The organism is Pseudomonas sp. FG43, from assembly GCF_057809175.1.
Genome location: NZ_JBMDJL010000010.1, coordinates 208,100 through 225,301, shown reverse-complemented (window position 1 = coordinate 225,301; position 17,202 = coordinate 208,100). Strand labels below are relative to the sequence as shown.

Below are 17,202 nucleotides of genomic sequence, written 5' to 3'. Positions count from 1 at the left end.
TTGAATCCTCCTGAGGAAAGGTCAGAAGGTGTAAACCTTATTCAGGACGGGACAACAGGCAAAAAAAAAGCCACTCATCTGAGTGGCTTTTTTCTGAATCTTGGAGCGGGAAACGAGACTCGCATCTGGCGTCCGACCCATTGAAATCTAAGGGGTTTCTTTTCTTGCCGAAGCAGGAAAAGACTCAATTCTGGACTTGTTTTCGGGGTGTTTCAAGAGCGAAAAAGGGCTAATTCTAAGCAAGGCTATTGGATTCTACCCATAGACAATGGACGAACGATCATCAAGCTGGCAGTGTCATTTTCACAGGATCAACAGGGTATGAGTCCCCCCGAAAAGACGTCCCTACCTCCCCCGCTCACCAGTCAACTCACAACCGACGAATATCGGCCACCGCAGGCAACTCTTCGGGCTGGTAGACCATGAGCAGATGTTCTGGAGCCCTCTCCCGCTCAGGATCGATGGCCGCTCGGAAGGATTGGATTAAATACTTGGCGATAGGGGCGCGGACGTTAAAAACCGTTGCTGCAGTCCCCCCCATGTATTCCTCACGGACCATACGGGCCTGCTCGGCCGACAGATCCCTGTGTGGCACCAGACGCACTGCAACTATCCTGTGCCAATCTACGTCTCGATCCAGCCCTGGGAGGACGGCGTCTTCAGATGCACTTACCGCCGAAATTCGGCCAAGATTTAGATCGCAGAATGCCTCGGCTTTCGAACAGTACGCCCGGATGTGCCACCGCGGTCCCGTTTGAATAAGCGAGTGCGGGCGAATTACTCGTTCATGTGCTTCAGGATTACTCATGGAGCGATAGAGCACTCTGATGCAGCGTCCTAGCCGCATTGCACGGTGAATCTGAGCGAACAGCGGGTGCCGGATCGATGTGGCATCGACCTGAATGCTCTCAACCGCCACACCTGCGGATACTGCATCTAGGCTTCCAATCGCTCCGATGAGTCTCTGGTACTCATCGAAAGTGCCACGGGTGAGTGTAGGACGTAGGCTCCAAGAACCCACATAGCTCTTGCTACCACTATCGGGCTCGCAAGCATCCGGATACTCTGCCCGAAACCCCGCAATGTCCCGGCTGGCCAACGTCTCGTGGATGTTGAACAGGTCAAGCAGTCGGGAGCGCGAAACGCGCCCTTCCCAGAGGAGCAGAATCTCGATAGCTTCAAAGCGCTCCTTTGGAGCAGAGTTGCGACGGGTCATATCCGGAAACCAATGAGAACATTTAGAGCCATAGCATAGATGTAGCAATAGACCTATGCTGCGGTTATCCGAGTAAATCAAACCGGGGCATTGGAAATGGACGCCTGCACGCCACCGCTTTTTGAGCGCCTACCCAAGGACCTATTCCGGCCCTTAGCAGCGACCAACAATCTACGTTATTGGGATCTTCTATGCCGACTAATGATAGAAATGTGGGGGGATGGCGGACGCTCTCCCGGTGAAGAAGCTCCCAAAACAACAGTAATTCGCGCCATTGAGTCCTTCCTGGTGGCGGACGATCCATGGGAGGACGTGGAAAGTCCTATCACTATCCGCGCCCACGGCATCTTCAACTTTTTTTGCGAGAGCGGATGGCTCAGCCAACGTCGCCGTGGTGTCATCGATCACGTCACGGTGCGGCCAGTCGTCGCCCAATTTTTCACAGTTCTGACCGAATTTGCTCACCACAAGCCCGAGTTCCTTGGCGGCAAGGTTCGATCAATCTTCCTCAACTTACGCGAGGTCTCTGCCGGGAAGGCCCCCGAACTCTATCCCGAGGCCGCCCGGCAGGCCAAGCAGTGCATGGCGCACATCATCAACACCAGCTGCCGCGTTCAGGACTTGATGGACGTACTCGTGACCAAGACCACAGCTAGCGAGTTCGTTCGAGGCTTCTTTGAGGAATACATCGAGAAAGTTTTCATTGCGGATTACAGCGACTTCCGCACCAATAACCATCCACTGCAGTACCGATCGGACATCGTCAGCCTGACACTCCAGTTCCAGCACGATACCAATCTGCGCCAATCCTTGATCACGTGGTATGCCGAGAAGCAGGCAGATGGTGACCTCCTGCGAGCAGAAGCCTTGTACGAACGGGACACCCGTTTGCTTCTGCGCTTACGCGATGTCGAGGAGCATCTGCGTCGGCTGGATGAAGAGATTCGCGTGGCGCATCAGCGCGCCATGGCATTCTTCGAGTACAAGCTGCGATCACCGGGCAACTTCGACAAGCTGATCGACCAGGCCATCAGTGCCGCGAAGGTATTGGAGGAAGGCCATATTGCATTACCTGGCATCGCAGGGATCTATCACGCGTCCGAGTTTGGTTTAGCTAAGCCCCGCACACCGCTGCGAGAGCATGTATCGACCACGGTCGCAGAGATCGTCCCGACCATCGAGGAGCTCGCCAAGGAAGCGCTCCGGCAGCGGATGAACGCTGATCGCAACGTCACGCCCTTGAAGCTGGCCCAATACGTGGCGCGGCATTTAGGCGACCAGAGCGCAATCCGCTCGGATGAGTTGAATATCGATTCGATCCTTGATCTCTGCTGCTATCAGCGACTGCTGCTGATTGCCTCACGCGACGGTTGTCCTCAGGGCAAACGCAAGTCGGATCCCCACCTGCAGATGGTTCCGGGTATGCACGTCACATTCGTGCCCGAAACCAATACGAGGAATGAATACATGGAGCATCAACAGTTCGTGATTCGAGTGGGGAGGAAGTGATGGTCAGCTGGGAGCGATTGTCAGAACAGACGCAAGGTGAGTACGTGGTTGCCGACTTCGAGAAAGCGGCCTATCGGCTAATCGTGGAGCAAGTGCTATATGCCAGCGACCGTTTTAGCCGTGTGTCGTATCACTTGATAGTCAAGCATTTCACGGCATACCGAGACGTCTTGTCCAAGTTGGGCATGAGCCTGATACACAATCATCACCATTCCTATGTAGCCGCTATTCCAACCCACCAGGTTGCCGAGAAAATGCGCCTTAGCGAAACCCGTCTGGCGCTGGTGCTACGTCGCCTCTACGACGACCGGATGCAGTCAGCGGAGATCACTGACGGCGAGGCCTATATCTCCCTCGAAGAACTGGAACGCGCCTACAAGGAGTGGCTCGGTCGGGAGCTTCCCGAGCGGGGTGATCTGCGCGAACTGGCCGTTGCCCTAAGACGCTATGGACTGGTGCGAGTACTGGACTCCGAGGACGGACAGCCCTTCAAGATTGCGATTCGTCCTGGAATCGCTGACGTATTGGGGGAAAGCGCATTGCATCAGTTGGCCGCGCATGCGCCAGAACTGGATGGGGAGAACGACATTGAAGTTGCTTGAGAACATCGCCCTGGTCCAGTTTTTCCTTTACGAGGCAAAGGACCTGGAGACCGGCATCAACACCGCCTTTCTGGGCCCCAACGGTACCGGCAAGTCCGCCCTACTGGATGCGATCCAAGTGGTCATGCTTGCGGCCGACGGCAACCGCACGCACTTCAATGCGGCCAGCGAAGGTAAGAAGCGCTCCCGTACGCTGCGGGACTACTGTCTCGGGTCTTACATTCCAGGCGGTAGTTCCTACGCCCGAACGTCCGCAAACACGTACGTGGACCTAGTGTTTCGCGATGCCAAGACCGGAGTCCCCTTCACTGCGGGGGTTTCCCTCAGTGCTCACATTGACGATCCGAAGGCAGAGGTTAACGGCCTCTACATCCTGCCCGGCGTCGCAATGACTGCGAAGCACCACCTGCAAACTGAAGGTCAGCGTGAGACGGTAATGCCGTGGCGTGCTTTTCAACACATGGCGACCGATCTTTGTCGGCTCGAAGCGAAGACCGTGCCGGTGTTCACCCAGAACCGCGACGACTTCGTCCGACGCCTTCTAATCGATCACTTGGCGGGGCCCGGCGACAAACCGAATTCGCAGTCTCTTCGTGCCGCCTTTGCGCGCTCACTCAAGCTCAATGAGGACATCACCGATCTGAGCGAGACACTGCGGCAACACCTGATTGAGCCTATGCCTACGGGGGTAAAAGAGTTTCGGGCCCGCCTGGACGAGGTCCGTGACCTACGCGATCTCATCACGCGACTTAAGGAGCGAATCGATCGTGCAACCGAGGTTGCCGACAAGTACGGGGTAGTCAAGCGCGAGCGCACCTCCGACGCAAATCTGGCAGTACTCAAGCACACTTACTCCACCGAACGGCTAGGCGAAACGTTGGACTCTGCCGAGGCGGAAATAGAGAAACTGGCTGAAGAGATTGAGCGGGCGAAGCTGGAGTTGGTTCGCTCCGAGGCCGAATCAACGCTGGCTATCGAGGCACGAGACCGGGTGATTGCCGAGCTCAACCGCGATCCCGATTTTCGCAAACAAGCTGGCCATGCTGAGAATCTGAAGCAACTGGAGTCAACGCTTGGACAGAGGCAAGCTCAACTTCGATTGCAGTTCCTCGCTATGTTAGCCGCGCTGAGTACAGCCGCCGACTTGCCAGACATGGAAGCCCACCGTAGTGCATTCGAAGGAGCGGCTTCGCAGGTGCGAGACCTGGAGCGTATACACGATGACGGCAAGGTCCCTCCAGCAGTTGCGATTCAGGCTACCCTTCGCTCCATGGCTCAGGCCTACGATGTGGTACGCCGCGCGGTAGCGGAGGCCGAAGCAGAGCATAAGCTTGCGACTGAAAAACGCCGCGAGGCGATGATCGCCCGTGAACGTGCCAGTCGCGGACTTACGTCTCTACATCAGTCTACGATGCAACTGATGGGTGTGCTCTCCGATGCGGGTATCGACGTTACTCCCGTTTGTGACTTGGTAACTGTTTCGGACCCCAGCTGGCAGCCCGCCATCGAGTCCTGGCTGGGCCGGCACATTGAGGCCTTGCTAGTTCCTGCTGAGAAAGAGCTTGATGCGATTGCCATCTATCGCAGCAAGGCAGCCACCGGCATTTACGGCGTAAAGTTGGCCCTACCGTCCCGTACCCGTGAATGGCGTGCTATGGGCAATGAGCAATATGCGGCGGAGCTAATCCAGGGCAAGAGCACAGAGGCAGTGCAATACCTGCAGGGCGAGCTTGGCCGTACGGTGCTGGCCGAATCGAATGAGCAGCTTCGTGCTGGCGCCAAGGCAATTTCCAAGGAAGGCATGGCCAGTTCGGGCGGCGGCATAGAACGCCGGCGCCTCCCGGGTGCAGGCGAGCTACGGCTCGGCCGCACTGATAGTGGCGCGATGCGCCAACGGGCCGAACAGGATCTCCAGATGGTAGAAGAGCGACTAAGAATAACGACTGCTGCAGTAGACCGGCTGTTGGCTGGTCAGCAAAAGCTGGCGCCGTTCGCGGACGCAGCGGTGCTGCAGGGCACCCTCGAGAGCCAGTTTTTGGTCGTAGCCCAAACGGCTGGCGCGGCCGCGAATCTGAGGTCTGCGCTCGAAAGCACACAGACTGATTCCCTGGCCGGATTGCAGGCGAGGAAAGCAGCGGCTGACAGCAACGCGGTCAACGCCCGAGAAAAGGAATTGCAGTGGACTAGGGAGGTTACCCGTCTCGGCGAGAAGCTGACGCATACAAACACCCAAGTGGCGGGTCTGCAACAGCAACTAGAAGTCGAATCGCTACGAGAGCGAGAATGTCGTCAGAACACACTCTACAACGCGAACGAAGTGGAGCGCCACCGCGCCAGACTGGACGAACGCCACAGGGAGAATTGGGCCCAGAAGCTATCCAGTCTGGACCGTGCACTCCAGCAGGCGCGCTCGGCAGCCGATAACGCGGACCGTGATGCATGGTATCTGTTTGCTAACTACACTCGGGATTACAACCTTCAAAACATCGACGTCAGCAGTGGCGACTGGTTGCGCGCATTCGAATTCATCTTGGCCGAACGGCAGCGACTGCAGGACTTGGAGTTGGCCGAGCAAGAGGAAAAAGCCGAAGAGGCTTACCAGGCGGCAGTGAAGGTGTTCCGCACGGACGTAGCACAAACACTGCTCACAGGATTCGACCGCATTCAAGAACAGATTGACGGTCTCACATCGGTACTGAAGTCGGCACCCGCTTTCTCGAACAATGAACGATATGAGTTCAAACACAAGGTGGTTGACGAACACCGCAGTCTTTACGACTTTCTTCGCAGAGTGAGAACACAGGGTAGCTCAGAAGATGACCTCTTTGGAGGGTCTGGAGATATCCCGGATGAGTTCCGCATGCTGGTAGAAGGAGACAGCAGCTCACCCCTGCTGCACGAAACCAGCCCACTCAATGACCACCGCCGATTCTTCAGCTACGACATTGAGGTCTTCCAAGATGGCACCTCGGTCGGATGGCTCAGTAAACGCTTCGGGCCAGCATCTGGCGGTGAGCATCGGACTCCGGTCTACCTTATTTTCGGGGCGGCGCTCGCGGCCGCCTACGGCAAGTCCAAGGGAAGTACAGCTGGCGGCGGGATCATGTTGTTGGATGAAGCATTCGAGAAGATGGATCCGCAAAACGTCCGAGCCACGGTCCAATATCTCAACGCGCTGGGCCTGCAATTAATCATGGCCGGCCCCGAATCCGACCAGGCCAAGTTGTCGTCGTTTCTGAGCATCTATTACGATATGTCCCGCTTCGGGTCGCGGAATGTGCAGTTCAAGAAGAATATAGTGCTTGACGGCGCCCGTGACCTGTTACAGAGCGACAATTTCTTCGTCAACCCCAACCTGCTACAGCAGGAAATTGATCGTCTTGCCGAGGCCGACAATGTCACTGGCTGACTCCGTACTTGATCGACTCCTCTTGCGGGGCGAGCGCTCCCGGCTAAGCGGAAATACCCGAGTCCTTCGCGAGTCGTTCAAGTCCTCTCTCTCCCCTTACTGGCAGCAGAGCCTGGACGAGCGTGACCGGATGCACGTTCACATGCAAGCAGCCTCGTCGGCGGGCGCTATCAGGCTTGAATGGGCCAGACAGGGTGGAGATGACCGCCCTCTTGATGCAGTCGTACTCCAGGACCTCGACAGGCTGGCGGCATACCTGGGCCGCTCCACCGTAAATGCGTCCGTTGCTCAAGCGGGGAACATCCTTGCACCATGGAGCATGAATGGTCGGGTGGAAGAGTTGCTCGATTGTTGGAGGCGTCTTAAACAGGTGCGATCACTAGGGCCAAACTCCGCTGCAGACTTTGCTGACGCCTTGCGCGTTCTCGACAGCATGGCCGTCGCGAGTGAGGACCGCATCGTACGCCAGCTCAGCGTTCAGTTGTTCCGCGACTCCAAGCGTATTGAAGCGCTATGCAAGCATCTGGATCTACTCACGTCCGAAGCGCTGAATGCGCCGGCAAGGCACTGGAGTGAAGTCTTTGGCGCTATCGGACTTTCCAAAGAACCGCAGCCGTTTCTGGTCTCAGGCATCGGAGCGCTCAGACTCTCCGACGGTATTGATTGCCCGATTGTCCGTCCGTTCGTAGGAGTGGCAAACACAGCGGTACATGGTTACTCAGGTACTCCAGCATGGCTGCTATCGATCGAAAACTTGACTACCTTTCACCAGGCCGCGCGCGCACTTGGCAATACACGGCAAGGAATTGTCATCTATACAGCAGGCATGCCTTCGCCCAGTTGGGGCAGGGCCTATTCCCATATACTTTCGTCGCTCCCGACTGATGCTAGCGTTTACCACTGGGGCGACCACGACGAGGGCGGCTTCCGGATTGCTGCACGGGTGGCGCAGTTTGCATCTGCAGTCGAGCGTCACCTCAAACCGTGGTCCATGGACGCATCGCAATGGGAAAAAATCGGCGAACCAGCCAAGTCTGACCAGCATCGCTCTATGGTCAAGAGTGCAGAGCGAGCAGGATGGATCGAGCTAGCCTCGCGGATTAGCCCATTGCTGTTTGAGCAGGAAGGCCAAACACTTTTTTTACCCCTTTGAGAATTTGCGAATCTTCCACATATGCGGGCGGAAAGTATTCAAGTCACCGGTCGTGTGGACTTGTCACGGTAAAAATGGCAGTCACCTTCTCCCCCGCACAGATTCGTAAAGAATAGAACTGAACTTAATCAAGCCTGCATCGCGTGAACGAGTGATCGACGGCCTCAGGCTAGCGAAATAATCCGCGAATCAAGGCAGGACCTTGAATTAGTTCGAGTCTCCATTTGGGTCATAAATGAATATCTACCATGGCGAGCAGTTGTGACATTCATCTGAGGGATGATTAATTTTTCCGACCACTCGCTCTGTTTACCCCATGGCTCAGGCCTTGAAATTGTCGGATACTGCCATTGCGCCAGCACACATCTTTCAAGGTTGAAATGACTCATGGCAAGGAAGAAGGCAAAAAACTCCAGTGGCACCGGCATCCTGATTATTTTTGCGCTGGCCTTTAGTGCAGTCGCTGCGGTCCCGAAGAATGCTTGGATCTCCATCGGTGTCATAGCCGGTATCGGCGTGATTATGTGGCTGCTGGCTCAACGCGCAAAGCGACAGCTCAATCAAATCCCGACATCGCCTCCAGAGCTAACTCGCCCGCAGAACTCACAAGGTATAGGCCTTACGTTCTCTATGCGTGAGGTTTCGACGAGCAATATGGACGTTGAAGAAAGTCCCGAGTTTTATACCGTCCAACTCGGCTCGCGCCCCTCCACCTCCTTTAAAATTCCAGATGCAGGCTCACAGAGGTCTGATGCCCGCTGGGTGCCGGCAGGCGAGTCTGTCACTGTTTCTGGCTTTTCGCTTCCCGGCGGTATGTTCTATGTCGGGAGTACGCTGGGTGGCCGATACGACGCGCAAGAGCCCTCACTGATCAACCCAAAACTCCGGATTGCCAAGACATACGTCGATATTGAAGAGCAACTGATGTCTTACTGGCCAAGTTTTCATTCCATTACACCGGAGGCTCGGCGCGGATACCTTCAATGGCTTGCAGGTGGGCGTAATGATCCACTGGCGGACACCGGCTACGTCTTTTTGTTTTTCTATGGACTGGAGCGCCGGGTACTCGTTGATAGCGTAGAGAATCCCAAGGTATTTGCTGAGACTCCTTTGATAGTCGAAGAAGTCCAGCGCCTATTGAGTATTTATGGGGAAACCCGGTCGTTCAGGGGATATGCGGGCGGCTTACTGGACTACCTGGAAAATACTGCTGTTGACCCAAATCTCTATCTTGGTCAGCCTCCCGAAGCTGCTGCTTTAAACTACGAAATGCCACTGCCGCTGCGCATAGGTTTGGGGCAACACGCCTCCAACAAGCGTCCACTGGATGCCGATTGGGCGTTGGCATGGGCGCTAGCCGACCCCAACATCGGTAAACGCACCCCGGTGACACGCTGCAAAGAAGTCTTCTCAACACTGTTCAAGCTCAAATACGCAAGCTTCCATCCTGCGGGTCTGATCCTAGCGCAAAACAAGACCAAGCTTAAGACCAGCTACCGCCCAGCATCTGCGGTGTTAAAGGCACCCACGCTAAATCTGGGTGATCTTCCTGACGTCATGGCGACCACAGGAACACGTAAAAATTTGCAACTGCTTGTCGAGCTATGCACCAGCGAGCTTGAGCCCTACAGCCGTTATTTGGGACGAAACCCTGAAAGCGCAGAAGCCCTTGAGGGCCTCCTGCAGCTTCCAGTCACCCTCTGGCCCGCGGCGGCACGTAGAGAGTTGGACGAGTTGCAATCTAGGATTGGCGACGATCTGATTGTCATGAGCTTTGGCGAACTCGCGGGTCGATTCAAGAGCGCAGGCGCGTTGTCTCGCGACAAGGTACTCGCGCTTGCCCGCGCACTGGAATCGCTTCATATCGGTATGGAACCCGACGTCCTGGCTGGCAGTAGGACACCAAAAGCTGAAGACCGAGTTGCATTGTTCGTGACCCAGCCCGAAGACGGATCACTCCGGGCCTCTGCGGCTTACAACGCTGCATCAGTAACCCTTGACCTGGCCAGTGCAGTGGCATCTGCCGATGGTGACACCTCCAATGAGGAGGTCACACTGCTTGCTCAGCACATCGACTCATGGAGTCACCTGAGCGTTGCCCATCGCAAGCGTCTCAAGGCACATCTGCGAATCCAGCTCCAGCAACCACCAACGCTCGCAAGTCTGAAAAAAAAGCTCGATCCCTTGACCGTCGAAGCAAAGCGCACAATCGCAAGTTTCCTGTCTCACCTGGCGCAAGCCGATGGCACCGTCAGCCCGTCGGAGGTGAAGCTTCTTGAGCGAGTTTATAAGGCGTTGCAACTGGATAGTCAGCTGCTTTACGGCGATCTCCATGGGGCAGCATCCGGAGCAAGTATTGCGTCCGTTAAGCCAGCAACCAGCTATCCCCAATCCGAACCTGGCGCACAGGTCTCCGCAAATGCGAAACAAGGCTTCGTGCTCGATCATGATCGAATTGCGCAGCTGCAACGAGAGACGGCCGAGGTCTCCGCCCTACTTGCCCAGGTATTCACTGATGATCAGATCGAGGAGGCTGAGCAACCCGTTGAAAATACAGAATCGGCGCCGGAGTCGAGCGCTGACGTTGCGGGACTCGATTTGGAGCACTCTGCATTCCTTCGTTTGTTGATCTCACGTCCTGAGTGGAGCCGCTCCGAACTTGAAGCCGCTGCCAGCGACATGGAACTGATGCTTGATGGCGCCTTGGAACAAATTAACGACATGGCTTTTGAACGTTTCGACATGCCCGTCACTGAGGGTGATGACCCCGTCGAGATCAATACAGACATTCTGGAAGAGTTAGCCCTATGAGCACGATCAGAGCCAAGGATCGCGACGCGGTCATTCAATCGCTGCGCGCCGGCGTTGTTCCTCGCGTCGGCCAACACTTGATTCAGGTGGGCCGGGTGGGCGAACTCGACGCACTGATCAAGGACGTCAGTCGTCTAGTCGATAGTGGCTCAGCCTTTCGGGTTGTGATTGGTGAGTACGGTGCAGGAAAGACGTTCTTTCTGAACTTGGTGCGAGCCATCGCTATGGAGCGAAAACTCGTGACCATGCACGCTGATTTGAACCCTGATCGAAGACTGCATGCCACCGGGGGGCAGGCACGCTCGCTTTACTCCGAGCTGGCCAAGAACATGTCGACGCGCACGAAGCCCGACGGCGGGGCCATGCAAGGCATCGTTGAGAAATTCATCTCCCAAGCCAAAACCGAAGCAAAGGCAGCAGGTATTGACAGCGAGACTGTCATGCGTGCCCATCTGAGCGAGCTGACCGAGATGGTCAATGGATATGATTTCGCCGAAGTGATTGCTGCGTATTGCCGCGGTTTCGAGGAAGGCAATGAGCAACTCAAGGCCGACGCGATCCGTTGGTTGCGTGGCGAGTTCACCACCAAGACGGATGCCCGAGCGGCCTTGGGTGTACGGACCATCATCGATGATGCCTCCGTCTACGATCAGCTCAAGCTGCTTTCGAGGTTCGTCAGGCTCGCAGGGTTTGGTGGGCTGATGGTCTGTCTCGACGAGCTGGTTAACCTCTACAAGCTAGCAAACACACAGGCTCGTAACGCCAACTACGAGCAGATTCTGCGCATCCTCAATGACTCGTTGCAGGGGTCGTCTGATGGACTTGGTTTCGTATTGGGTGGCACGCCTGAGTTTTTGATGGACACTCGCCGAGGTCTATTCAGCTACCCTGCCCTGCAATCCCGACTGGCCGAGAACTCGTTTGCCAAAACCGGGCTAGTGGATCTTTCGGGGCCTGTCATCCGTCTCACCAGTCTTACGCCGGAAGACTTCTACGTACTGCTTCAGAAGCTTCGTCACGTATACGCTGGTGGCAATGCTGAAAAATATTTACTGCCTGACGAGGCCCTCCCGCTGTTCATGGCGCACTGCAACCAACGCTTGGGTGAGGCCTACTTCCGTACACCGCGCACCACGATCACAGCATTCATCAACCTGCTGGCCATTCTGGAGCAAAACCCAGGTGCCGATTGGCGGACGCTGCTTGGAGGCGTCGAGGTCGCCAAGGACTTGGGCGGCGAAGACGACACGAAAGTCGACGCGGACGATGAACTTGCCACCTTCACGCTCTGACTCATCGGGTTTCGACCAGCTAGAATCCCGAATCCAGCGATGGATTTGGGCTGAAGGCTGGACTTCCTTGCGCGACGCCCAGGAATGGGCTGTGCCTGTTCTGGTGGATGCCGATCAGGATGTCATCATCGCCGCAGCAACAGCGGCGGGGAAAACCGAGGCCGCCTTCCTTCCCATACTGACGAATTTGCTTAACGACGATGACCCGCCTGGCGCTGTGTTGTATATCAGCCCTCTCAAGGCCTTAATCAACGATCAATGGGACAGGTTAAGCCGCCTCTGTGAGCAGCTTGAGATTCCCGTAGTAGCTTGGCACGGGGATATTTCATCAAGCAAAAAACACCGATTCCTAAAGTCATCTGAGGGGGTGCTGCTGATCACCCCTGAATCCCTTGAAGCACTGTTCGTCAACCGCGGTTCAAGTCTCGGCGGGGTATTCCAGCACCTGCGCTATATCGTCGTGGACGAACTGCACGCATTCATCGGTAGCGAACGAGGCAAACAACTTCAGTCACTGATGCATCGGGTAGAACTTGTCACCGGACACCGTCTCCCTAGGGTAGGGCTGTCAGCGACACTCGGCGATATGAAGATGGCGTCGGAGTTTTTGCGTCCGGGAAATGCCGATGGGGTTACCGTCATTGAGTCAAAAAACTCCAACCAGACACTTCAGGTGCAAGTTCGCGGTTACATCCAGCCGCCAATGAGCGAGCTCAAAAAGAAGCCCGTTGAGCTCTCTGATCAGGAGGGAAATGAAGACGAGACGGAAAACGAGGCAAGCCCTGACTTCGCGATTGCTGATCATCTATACAAGGTGTTACGCGGCAGTAATAACCTGATTTTCCCGAACAGTCGGTCTCAGGTTGAATGGTACGCGGACCAACTGCGTCGCCGTTGCGAGAAAGATAGCGTGCCCAACGAATTTTGGCCTCATCACGGCAGCCTTTCAAAGGATCTGCGGGAGCAAGCTGAGCGTGCGCTCAAGGCGGGCAACCAGGCGGCATCGGCGATTTGCACCACGACGCTTGAACTCGGAATAGACATCGGCAGCATCAAAACAGTGGTGCAGATTGGTGCCCCACCATCGGTGGCGAGTCTGCGACAGCGTTTAGGGCGTTCGGGCAGACGCCCGGGAGAAAAAGCGACACTCCGCGTTTACTGCAAAGAGTCACCACTCACAGATGGGGCTAGCCTATCGGATCAGTTGCGCCAAGGGCTGGTCCAGACCATTGCCATGGTCAGACTGCTGGCCAGGGGATGGTTTGAACCTCCCAGGGCTCAGGGCATTCACGCATCCACCCTTGTTCAGCAATCCCTTTCCATCATTGCCCAGTGTGGCGGCGCATCTGCAGCAGACCTCTGGAAAGTCTTGATTGCAGAGGGGGCGTTTCCGAATGTCGAGAAGTCAGACTTCATGAGGCTGCTCAAGTCTCTGGGTGAGCATGAACTCATTGTTCAAGACAGTTCTGGGTTATTGCTTCCAGGGACGGTTGGAGAGCGACTAATCAACCACTATGAGTTCTACAGCGCATTCACCAGCGATGAAGAATTCCGCTTGGTGTGTGATGGAAAAGCACTCGGATCAGTCCCCGTAAGCCGCCCGTTGACCAAGGATCAACGCATCATCTTTGGAGGCCGGAGATGGCAGGTGCGTGATGTTGATCTCCAGGCCAAGGTCATTATTGTTTCAGCCGCACGCGGTGGTGCCCCTCCTCAGTTCGATGGTTTGGGCGCTATGGTGCATGACACTGTGCGCGAAGAGATGCGCGCAGTTCTGGCAGACACGGCCGCTTGCCCGTTTATCGATCGCGGCGCTCAAGCGTTACTCGATGAAGCTCGAAAGACATTTGTCTCATTGGGTCTTGGCGAGCGTTACCTCATCGAGTCGAGCGGAAAATGTTATTTGATCAGTTGGCTAGGTGATTACGCCAATGATGCGCTACGCCTGCTGCTCAATTATGTGGGCCTTTCTTGTGATAACTCGGGCCTTGCTATAGAGATCCACGCGAACATCGATCAGGCAAAAGCCGCACTCAAGGCCGTGGGTAGTTTGGACCCAAGCGATCTCGCTTCTACTCTCGCAGATGTGGAGAACATGCTGCGCGAAAAATGGGATTGGGCGTTGCCAGAGCGGTTGCTTGTGAAGTCTTTCGCTTCAATATCGCTGGATATCTCGACCGCAGTGTTTTTTTGCACAGAGGCAGTCGGCGAGCTGAATTTAATCAAGTCAAACCAAACAACGCGCCGCACCGAGCCATTCAAAATAGCAGCGCCCTCACTCAACTTGAAACCCAATCGCTAGGCCTACTATGCCAATAGTCCATTACCTCGCATACGGCTCCAATCTACACCCCTTGCGGCTTGCCGCGCGTGTTCCCTCCGCTCGCGTCGTTGGCGTCGTTGAAATGCCTGGCTATATGCTGGCGTTTCACAAGCGCAGTATTGATGGCTCAGGTAAGTGCCTTGTCCACACCGAACAGGGAGTTAGCTGTAAGACATATGGCGTCCTCTATGAATTCGATGCGCAAGAGAAAGCGCAGCTTGATGCTATTGAGGGGAAAAATAAGGGATACCACGAACAGCTTGTTCAGTTCCAGCTGAACGGTGAAACGTATACACCTTATATATACATCGCTCAATCCACACACATTGATCTGTCACTCGCCCCATACCACTGGTACAAAAATCTCGTGTTGGCCGGCGCGAGATATCACAATTTTCCACCCCAATACATTGCGGCCATCGAAGCAATCCCCTCGAAGGGTGATCCAGATGTAAAACGAGCACAAGAGAATGAAAATCTGCTCCAGCAAATGGGAAAATATAAACTTTAGCCAACTGAATTTCCCGCAAGTGATGCCTCACAGCTCAATAGGTAGAATAATTCGGCCTGTTGGGCAGGCAGAAAAACCTGCTGGCACTGATGGAAGCCGCTGACGAGGCCCTCATCTGAAAATCGAGCAAAGGGCTGTACCCGTGGCTTATATCCCTACCCGGTTTACCCCGTTACGATCTGATCTAAACAGTCTGTTTTTGCGAGGAAATCCAAACCGTTGGGGCGGAAAGTTCATCAAGAAGATAGATAACTTCGCGCCGCCTCTAGCGCTGGCTCTTCGAAAGCTTCGCCAGCATGTAAGCCGAGACAGTGCCGACAACCTCAATCGCAGCCTTAGCCTCCTCCCTGGAAAGGGTCGGCACCCACGGTCTGCCGTGCCCGGTCCCTTGCTTGTTCCTCACACGGTTAACACCAAGAGCGGCGGCGAACAGACCGCGCTCCATTGCCCGTATCGCTTTCTCGCCAGCTTGCTCCGGAATTTCTGGGACAGCGAGATCAAGGGCAATAAAGGCCATACCTAGCAGAGATTGAAAGTTCGCCCCTGCCGGATAGCTTCCCCTCAAGCTCTCAAGCACATGTGCTGAAGTGGCTTCTATCAGATCCTTTCCGGTGCCCACTATAAGAGCGGCATCTTCAGCCCCCTTCTGCGCACGAATGGCATACCCCCATAAGGCGTCAGTCAACTCCGCCCCTGCAAGTGACGTTAGTACCTTGGGGGAGATCGAGCCATCCTCGGCCAGATTAAAGCCCTCTGTATCTAATGCTGCCTTGGCGTTATCTATAGCCTCAATACCTACGTAGTTCGCAGACGTTTTCCTAAAACCCCCACAGGCTCGAACTTTGGAGAGTAGCCCCGCAGCAAAACGGGAACCTGCCTCGGGATGCATCTCAATTGCGCCGTAAAGCACCGCACGGACACGTTTGGCCTTGCCAATGGTTTGCCCCTGCTGCTTTGGATCGTGATCAGAGAGGCCGGCGGTCTTCACTTGAAACTCAATGTCCGCATGAGAAGGTTCTCTGTAGACTCCGTTATTACCAGAGTCGTCAACAAGCTGAGCCAATGCATGAGCGATAGTGTCTGTAATGGGAATGGTTGTCATAGTTGTTTTGCACCTACTGGTTGAAAGAGCAAAAGCGATCAATTCACTGATCCTTTCCTACTCTAGTCGACGCAAAGCCCCCCCCTAAGTCAACGCGGGCCTTTTTTTGAGGCGTCCAGCTCTTCGGATAACAGCCATTTGGTGGTTTGCTTTTGGTAAAAGGAGTCATTCGACCAAGCCTACAAAAATAAGGACCTGCCCCCCATAGCGTATTGCTCCCTGTACCGGACTTTTCCGCCTGGTATTAAGCTCGCTCGGTCCCAAGCCGATTTAGCAGATTTCTAAAGCCTAAAACGTAATCAACCGATGAATAACCAACCACCGAAAAACCATCACTTTGTCCCCCAGCACTTTTTGAAAGCCTGGCAGTCGTCCGAGGGAAAAATCATTCGATACAGACATATCCCTTCAACCGGCGCCTTCGAAGTCAAAGAGGTGGCGATCAAAAAAACCGCCTCTGTCAACGACCTCTATCGCATAGAGTTCCCGGACGGCAGCTTTGAGATCGAGTCGACTCTCGTAACACCCTTGATTGACGAGCCAGGCCACAAGATCATCGAGAAAGCACGCATCAGTCGTGCAACGGCGTGGGCGGCGCACGATAAACGACAGCTGGCCTACTACCTGACGTGTCTCGAGGCTAGGCATCCAGAGGTGCTGAAGGCGATGAATATCAATGACCACCTGGAAACATTGCGCCGACAGATGAAGTCCACTAGACACGCGAGTCACGAGTCCATTGATGAGGTTATTGATTATTTAAAACAGTCGAGATCGCTGGGTGAGTATGCGTTCGGTCTACTTGTTCAGAACGAAACCCTACCATTGATCGAGCAACCTTTTTCGGATGGGTTAGTCGCGGCTGATATGTACGAATATGGATGCGAATCAGGTGGTCTGATCTGCTCTGACTATCCCACCTCACGTTGGGGTAACTACTTGCGTGAACTGCTTTTCATCATTGCCATCAGTCCGCACAAAGCCCTAGTGTATTCGAACAGCCCCAAAGGCTTCGGTCAGCTCCCAGCTAGTGTCAGGACTCGACTTATCAATTTGTATACGTTGGCAAAAGCCAAGACCGCATACTTCACGGACGCATCACAATCAGATTTCATCGCAGCCCATCTGGGCTGGGCAACCAAGCTACAAACGTTCGACGAACAGAAACGTTACATTAGTGATTTTGTGATGGTTCAGCTCTCTGGCGCTCGCCTCTAGAGTAGCTGCTCGCATCAGGCCTCGGCATTAAGTGAGCTCTTCATCTTCGGTCGCGC

11 protein-coding genes are annotated in these 17,202 nt (G+C 55.0%); 9 read left to right on the top strand and 2 right to left on the bottom strand.

Annotated elements, in window-relative coordinates:
* Nucleotides 1–370: 370 nt before the first annotated feature.
* Nucleotides 371–1,216 (bottom strand): WYL domain-containing protein, encoded by an 846-nt coding sequence (locus ACODS3_RS14510; protein WP_301279513.1) that lies wholly within the window; start codon nucleotides 1,214–1,216, stop codon nucleotides 371–373.
* Between the two features lie 96 nt (nucleotides 1,217–1,312).
* Between ACODS3_RS14510 and ACODS3_RS14505 the strand changes: the two genes are divergently transcribed.
* The 8 genes from ACODS3_RS14505 to ACODS3_RS14470 all read left to right on the top strand — a co-directional run bounded on the left by ACODS3_RS14505 (nucleotide 1,313) and on the right by ACODS3_RS14470 (nucleotide 14,826).
* A complete protein-coding gene (locus ACODS3_RS14505) occupies nucleotides 1,313–2,725 on the top strand; it encodes a Wadjet anti-phage system protein JetA family protein (protein WP_489034897.1) in 1,413 nt (470 codons plus the stop codon).
* Nucleotides 2,725–3,327: a DUF4194 domain-containing protein gene (locus tag ACODS3_RS14500; protein WP_046482107.1), complete on the top strand. Its 603-nt coding sequence runs from the start codon at nucleotides 2,725–2,727 to the stop codon at nucleotides 3,325–3,327. Before ACODS3_RS14505 ends, ACODS3_RS14500 begins: the two co-directional genes overlap by 1 nt.
* Nucleotides 3,284–6,736 carry an SbcC/MukB-like Walker B domain-containing protein gene (locus ACODS3_RS14495; RefSeq protein ID WP_489034895.1) on the top strand — a complete coding sequence of 1,151 codons (3,453 nt, stop codon included), beginning with the start codon at nucleotides 3,284–3,286 and terminating at the stop codon, nucleotides 6,734–6,736. The genes ACODS3_RS14500 and ACODS3_RS14495 overlap by 44 nt, the downstream gene beginning before the upstream one ends.
* Complete coding sequence (locus tag ACODS3_RS14490; protein ID WP_489034893.1) at nucleotides 6,723–7,889, top strand: Wadjet anti-phage system protein JetD domain-containing protein; 1,167 nt, start codon at nucleotides 6,723–6,725, stop codon at nucleotides 7,887–7,889. Before ACODS3_RS14495 ends, ACODS3_RS14490 begins: the two co-directional genes overlap by 14 nt.
* A 387-nt stretch (nucleotides 7,890–8,276) precedes the next feature.
* Nucleotides 8,277–10,700, top strand: a complete 2,424-nt coding sequence (locus tag ACODS3_RS14485; RefSeq protein WP_489034891.1) for a tellurite resistance TerB family protein — start codon at nucleotides 8,277–8,279, stop codon at nucleotides 10,698–10,700.
* The gene (locus ACODS3_RS14480) at nucleotides 10,697–11,992 is read left to right on the top strand and encodes an ATP-binding protein (protein ID WP_489034889.1); all 1,296 of its coding nucleotides are present in this window, start codon (nucleotides 10,697–10,699) and stop codon (nucleotides 11,990–11,992) included. The genes ACODS3_RS14485 and ACODS3_RS14480 overlap by 4 nt, the downstream gene beginning before the upstream one ends.
* A 43-nt stretch (nucleotides 11,993–12,035) precedes the next feature.
* A complete protein-coding gene (locus ACODS3_RS14475) occupies nucleotides 12,036–14,294 on the top strand; it encodes a DEAD/DEAH box helicase (RefSeq protein WP_489034906.1) in 2,259 nt (752 codons plus the stop codon).
* A gap of 7 nt (nucleotides 14,295–14,301) precedes the next feature.
* The gene (locus ACODS3_RS14470) at nucleotides 14,302–14,826 is read left to right on the top strand and encodes a gamma-glutamylcyclotransferase family protein (protein ID WP_489034887.1); all 525 of its coding nucleotides are present in this window, start codon (nucleotides 14,302–14,304) and stop codon (nucleotides 14,824–14,826) included.
* A gap of 265 nt (nucleotides 14,827–15,091) precedes the next feature.
* Here ACODS3_RS14470 and ACODS3_RS14465 read toward each other — a convergent pair whose 3' ends face one another.
* On the bottom strand, nucleotides 15,092–15,970 hold the full coding sequence (locus tag ACODS3_RS14465; RefSeq protein ID WP_253547682.1) for an abortive infection family protein: 879 nt from the start codon (nucleotides 15,968–15,970) through the stop codon (nucleotides 15,092–15,094).
* Nucleotides 15,971–16,234: 264 nt separating this feature from the next.
* Here ACODS3_RS14465 and ACODS3_RS14460 point away from each other — a divergent pair, with 264 nt between their 5' ends.
* Nucleotides 16,235–17,146 (top strand): DUF4238 domain-containing protein, encoded by a 912-nt coding sequence (locus ACODS3_RS14460; protein ID WP_489034885.1) that lies wholly within the window; start codon nucleotides 16,235–16,237, stop codon nucleotides 17,144–17,146.
* The last annotated feature ends 56 nt before the right edge of the window (nucleotides 17,147–17,202 follow it).

Excerpts from the sequence above, each read along its gene's own strand:
- ACODS3_RS14510 (WP_301279513.1), bottom strand. The coding sequence starts at position 1,216 with ATGACCCGTCGCAACTCTGCTCCAAAGGAGCGCTTTGAAGCTATCGAG.
- ACODS3_RS14505 (WP_489034897.1), top strand. The coding sequence starts at position 1,313 with ATGGACGCCTGCACGCCACCGCTTTTTGAGCGCCTACCCAAGGACCTA.
- ACODS3_RS14500 (WP_046482107.1), top strand. The coding sequence starts at position 2,725 with ATGGTCAGCTGGGAGCGATTGTCAGAACAGACGCAAGGTGAGTACGTG.
- ACODS3_RS14495 (WP_489034895.1), top strand. The coding sequence starts at position 3,284 with ATGCGCCAGAACTGGATGGGGAGAACGACATTGAAGTTGCTTGAGAAC.
- ACODS3_RS14490 (WP_489034893.1), top strand. The coding sequence starts at position 6,723 with ATGTCACTGGCTGACTCCGTACTTGATCGACTCCTCTTGCGGGGCGAG.
- ACODS3_RS14485 (WP_489034891.1), top strand. The coding sequence starts at position 8,277 with ATGGCAAGGAAGAAGGCAAAAAACTCCAGTGGCACCGGCATCCTGATT.
- ACODS3_RS14480 (WP_489034889.1), top strand. The coding sequence starts at position 10,697 with ATGAGCACGATCAGAGCCAAGGATCGCGACGCGGTCATTCAATCGCTG.
- ACODS3_RS14470 (WP_489034887.1), top strand. The coding sequence starts at position 14,302 with ATGCCAATAGTCCATTACCTCGCATACGGCTCCAATCTACACCCCTTG.
- ACODS3_RS14460 (WP_489034885.1), top strand. The coding sequence starts at position 16,235 with ATGAATAACCAACCACCGAAAAACCATCACTTTGTCCCCCAGCACTTT.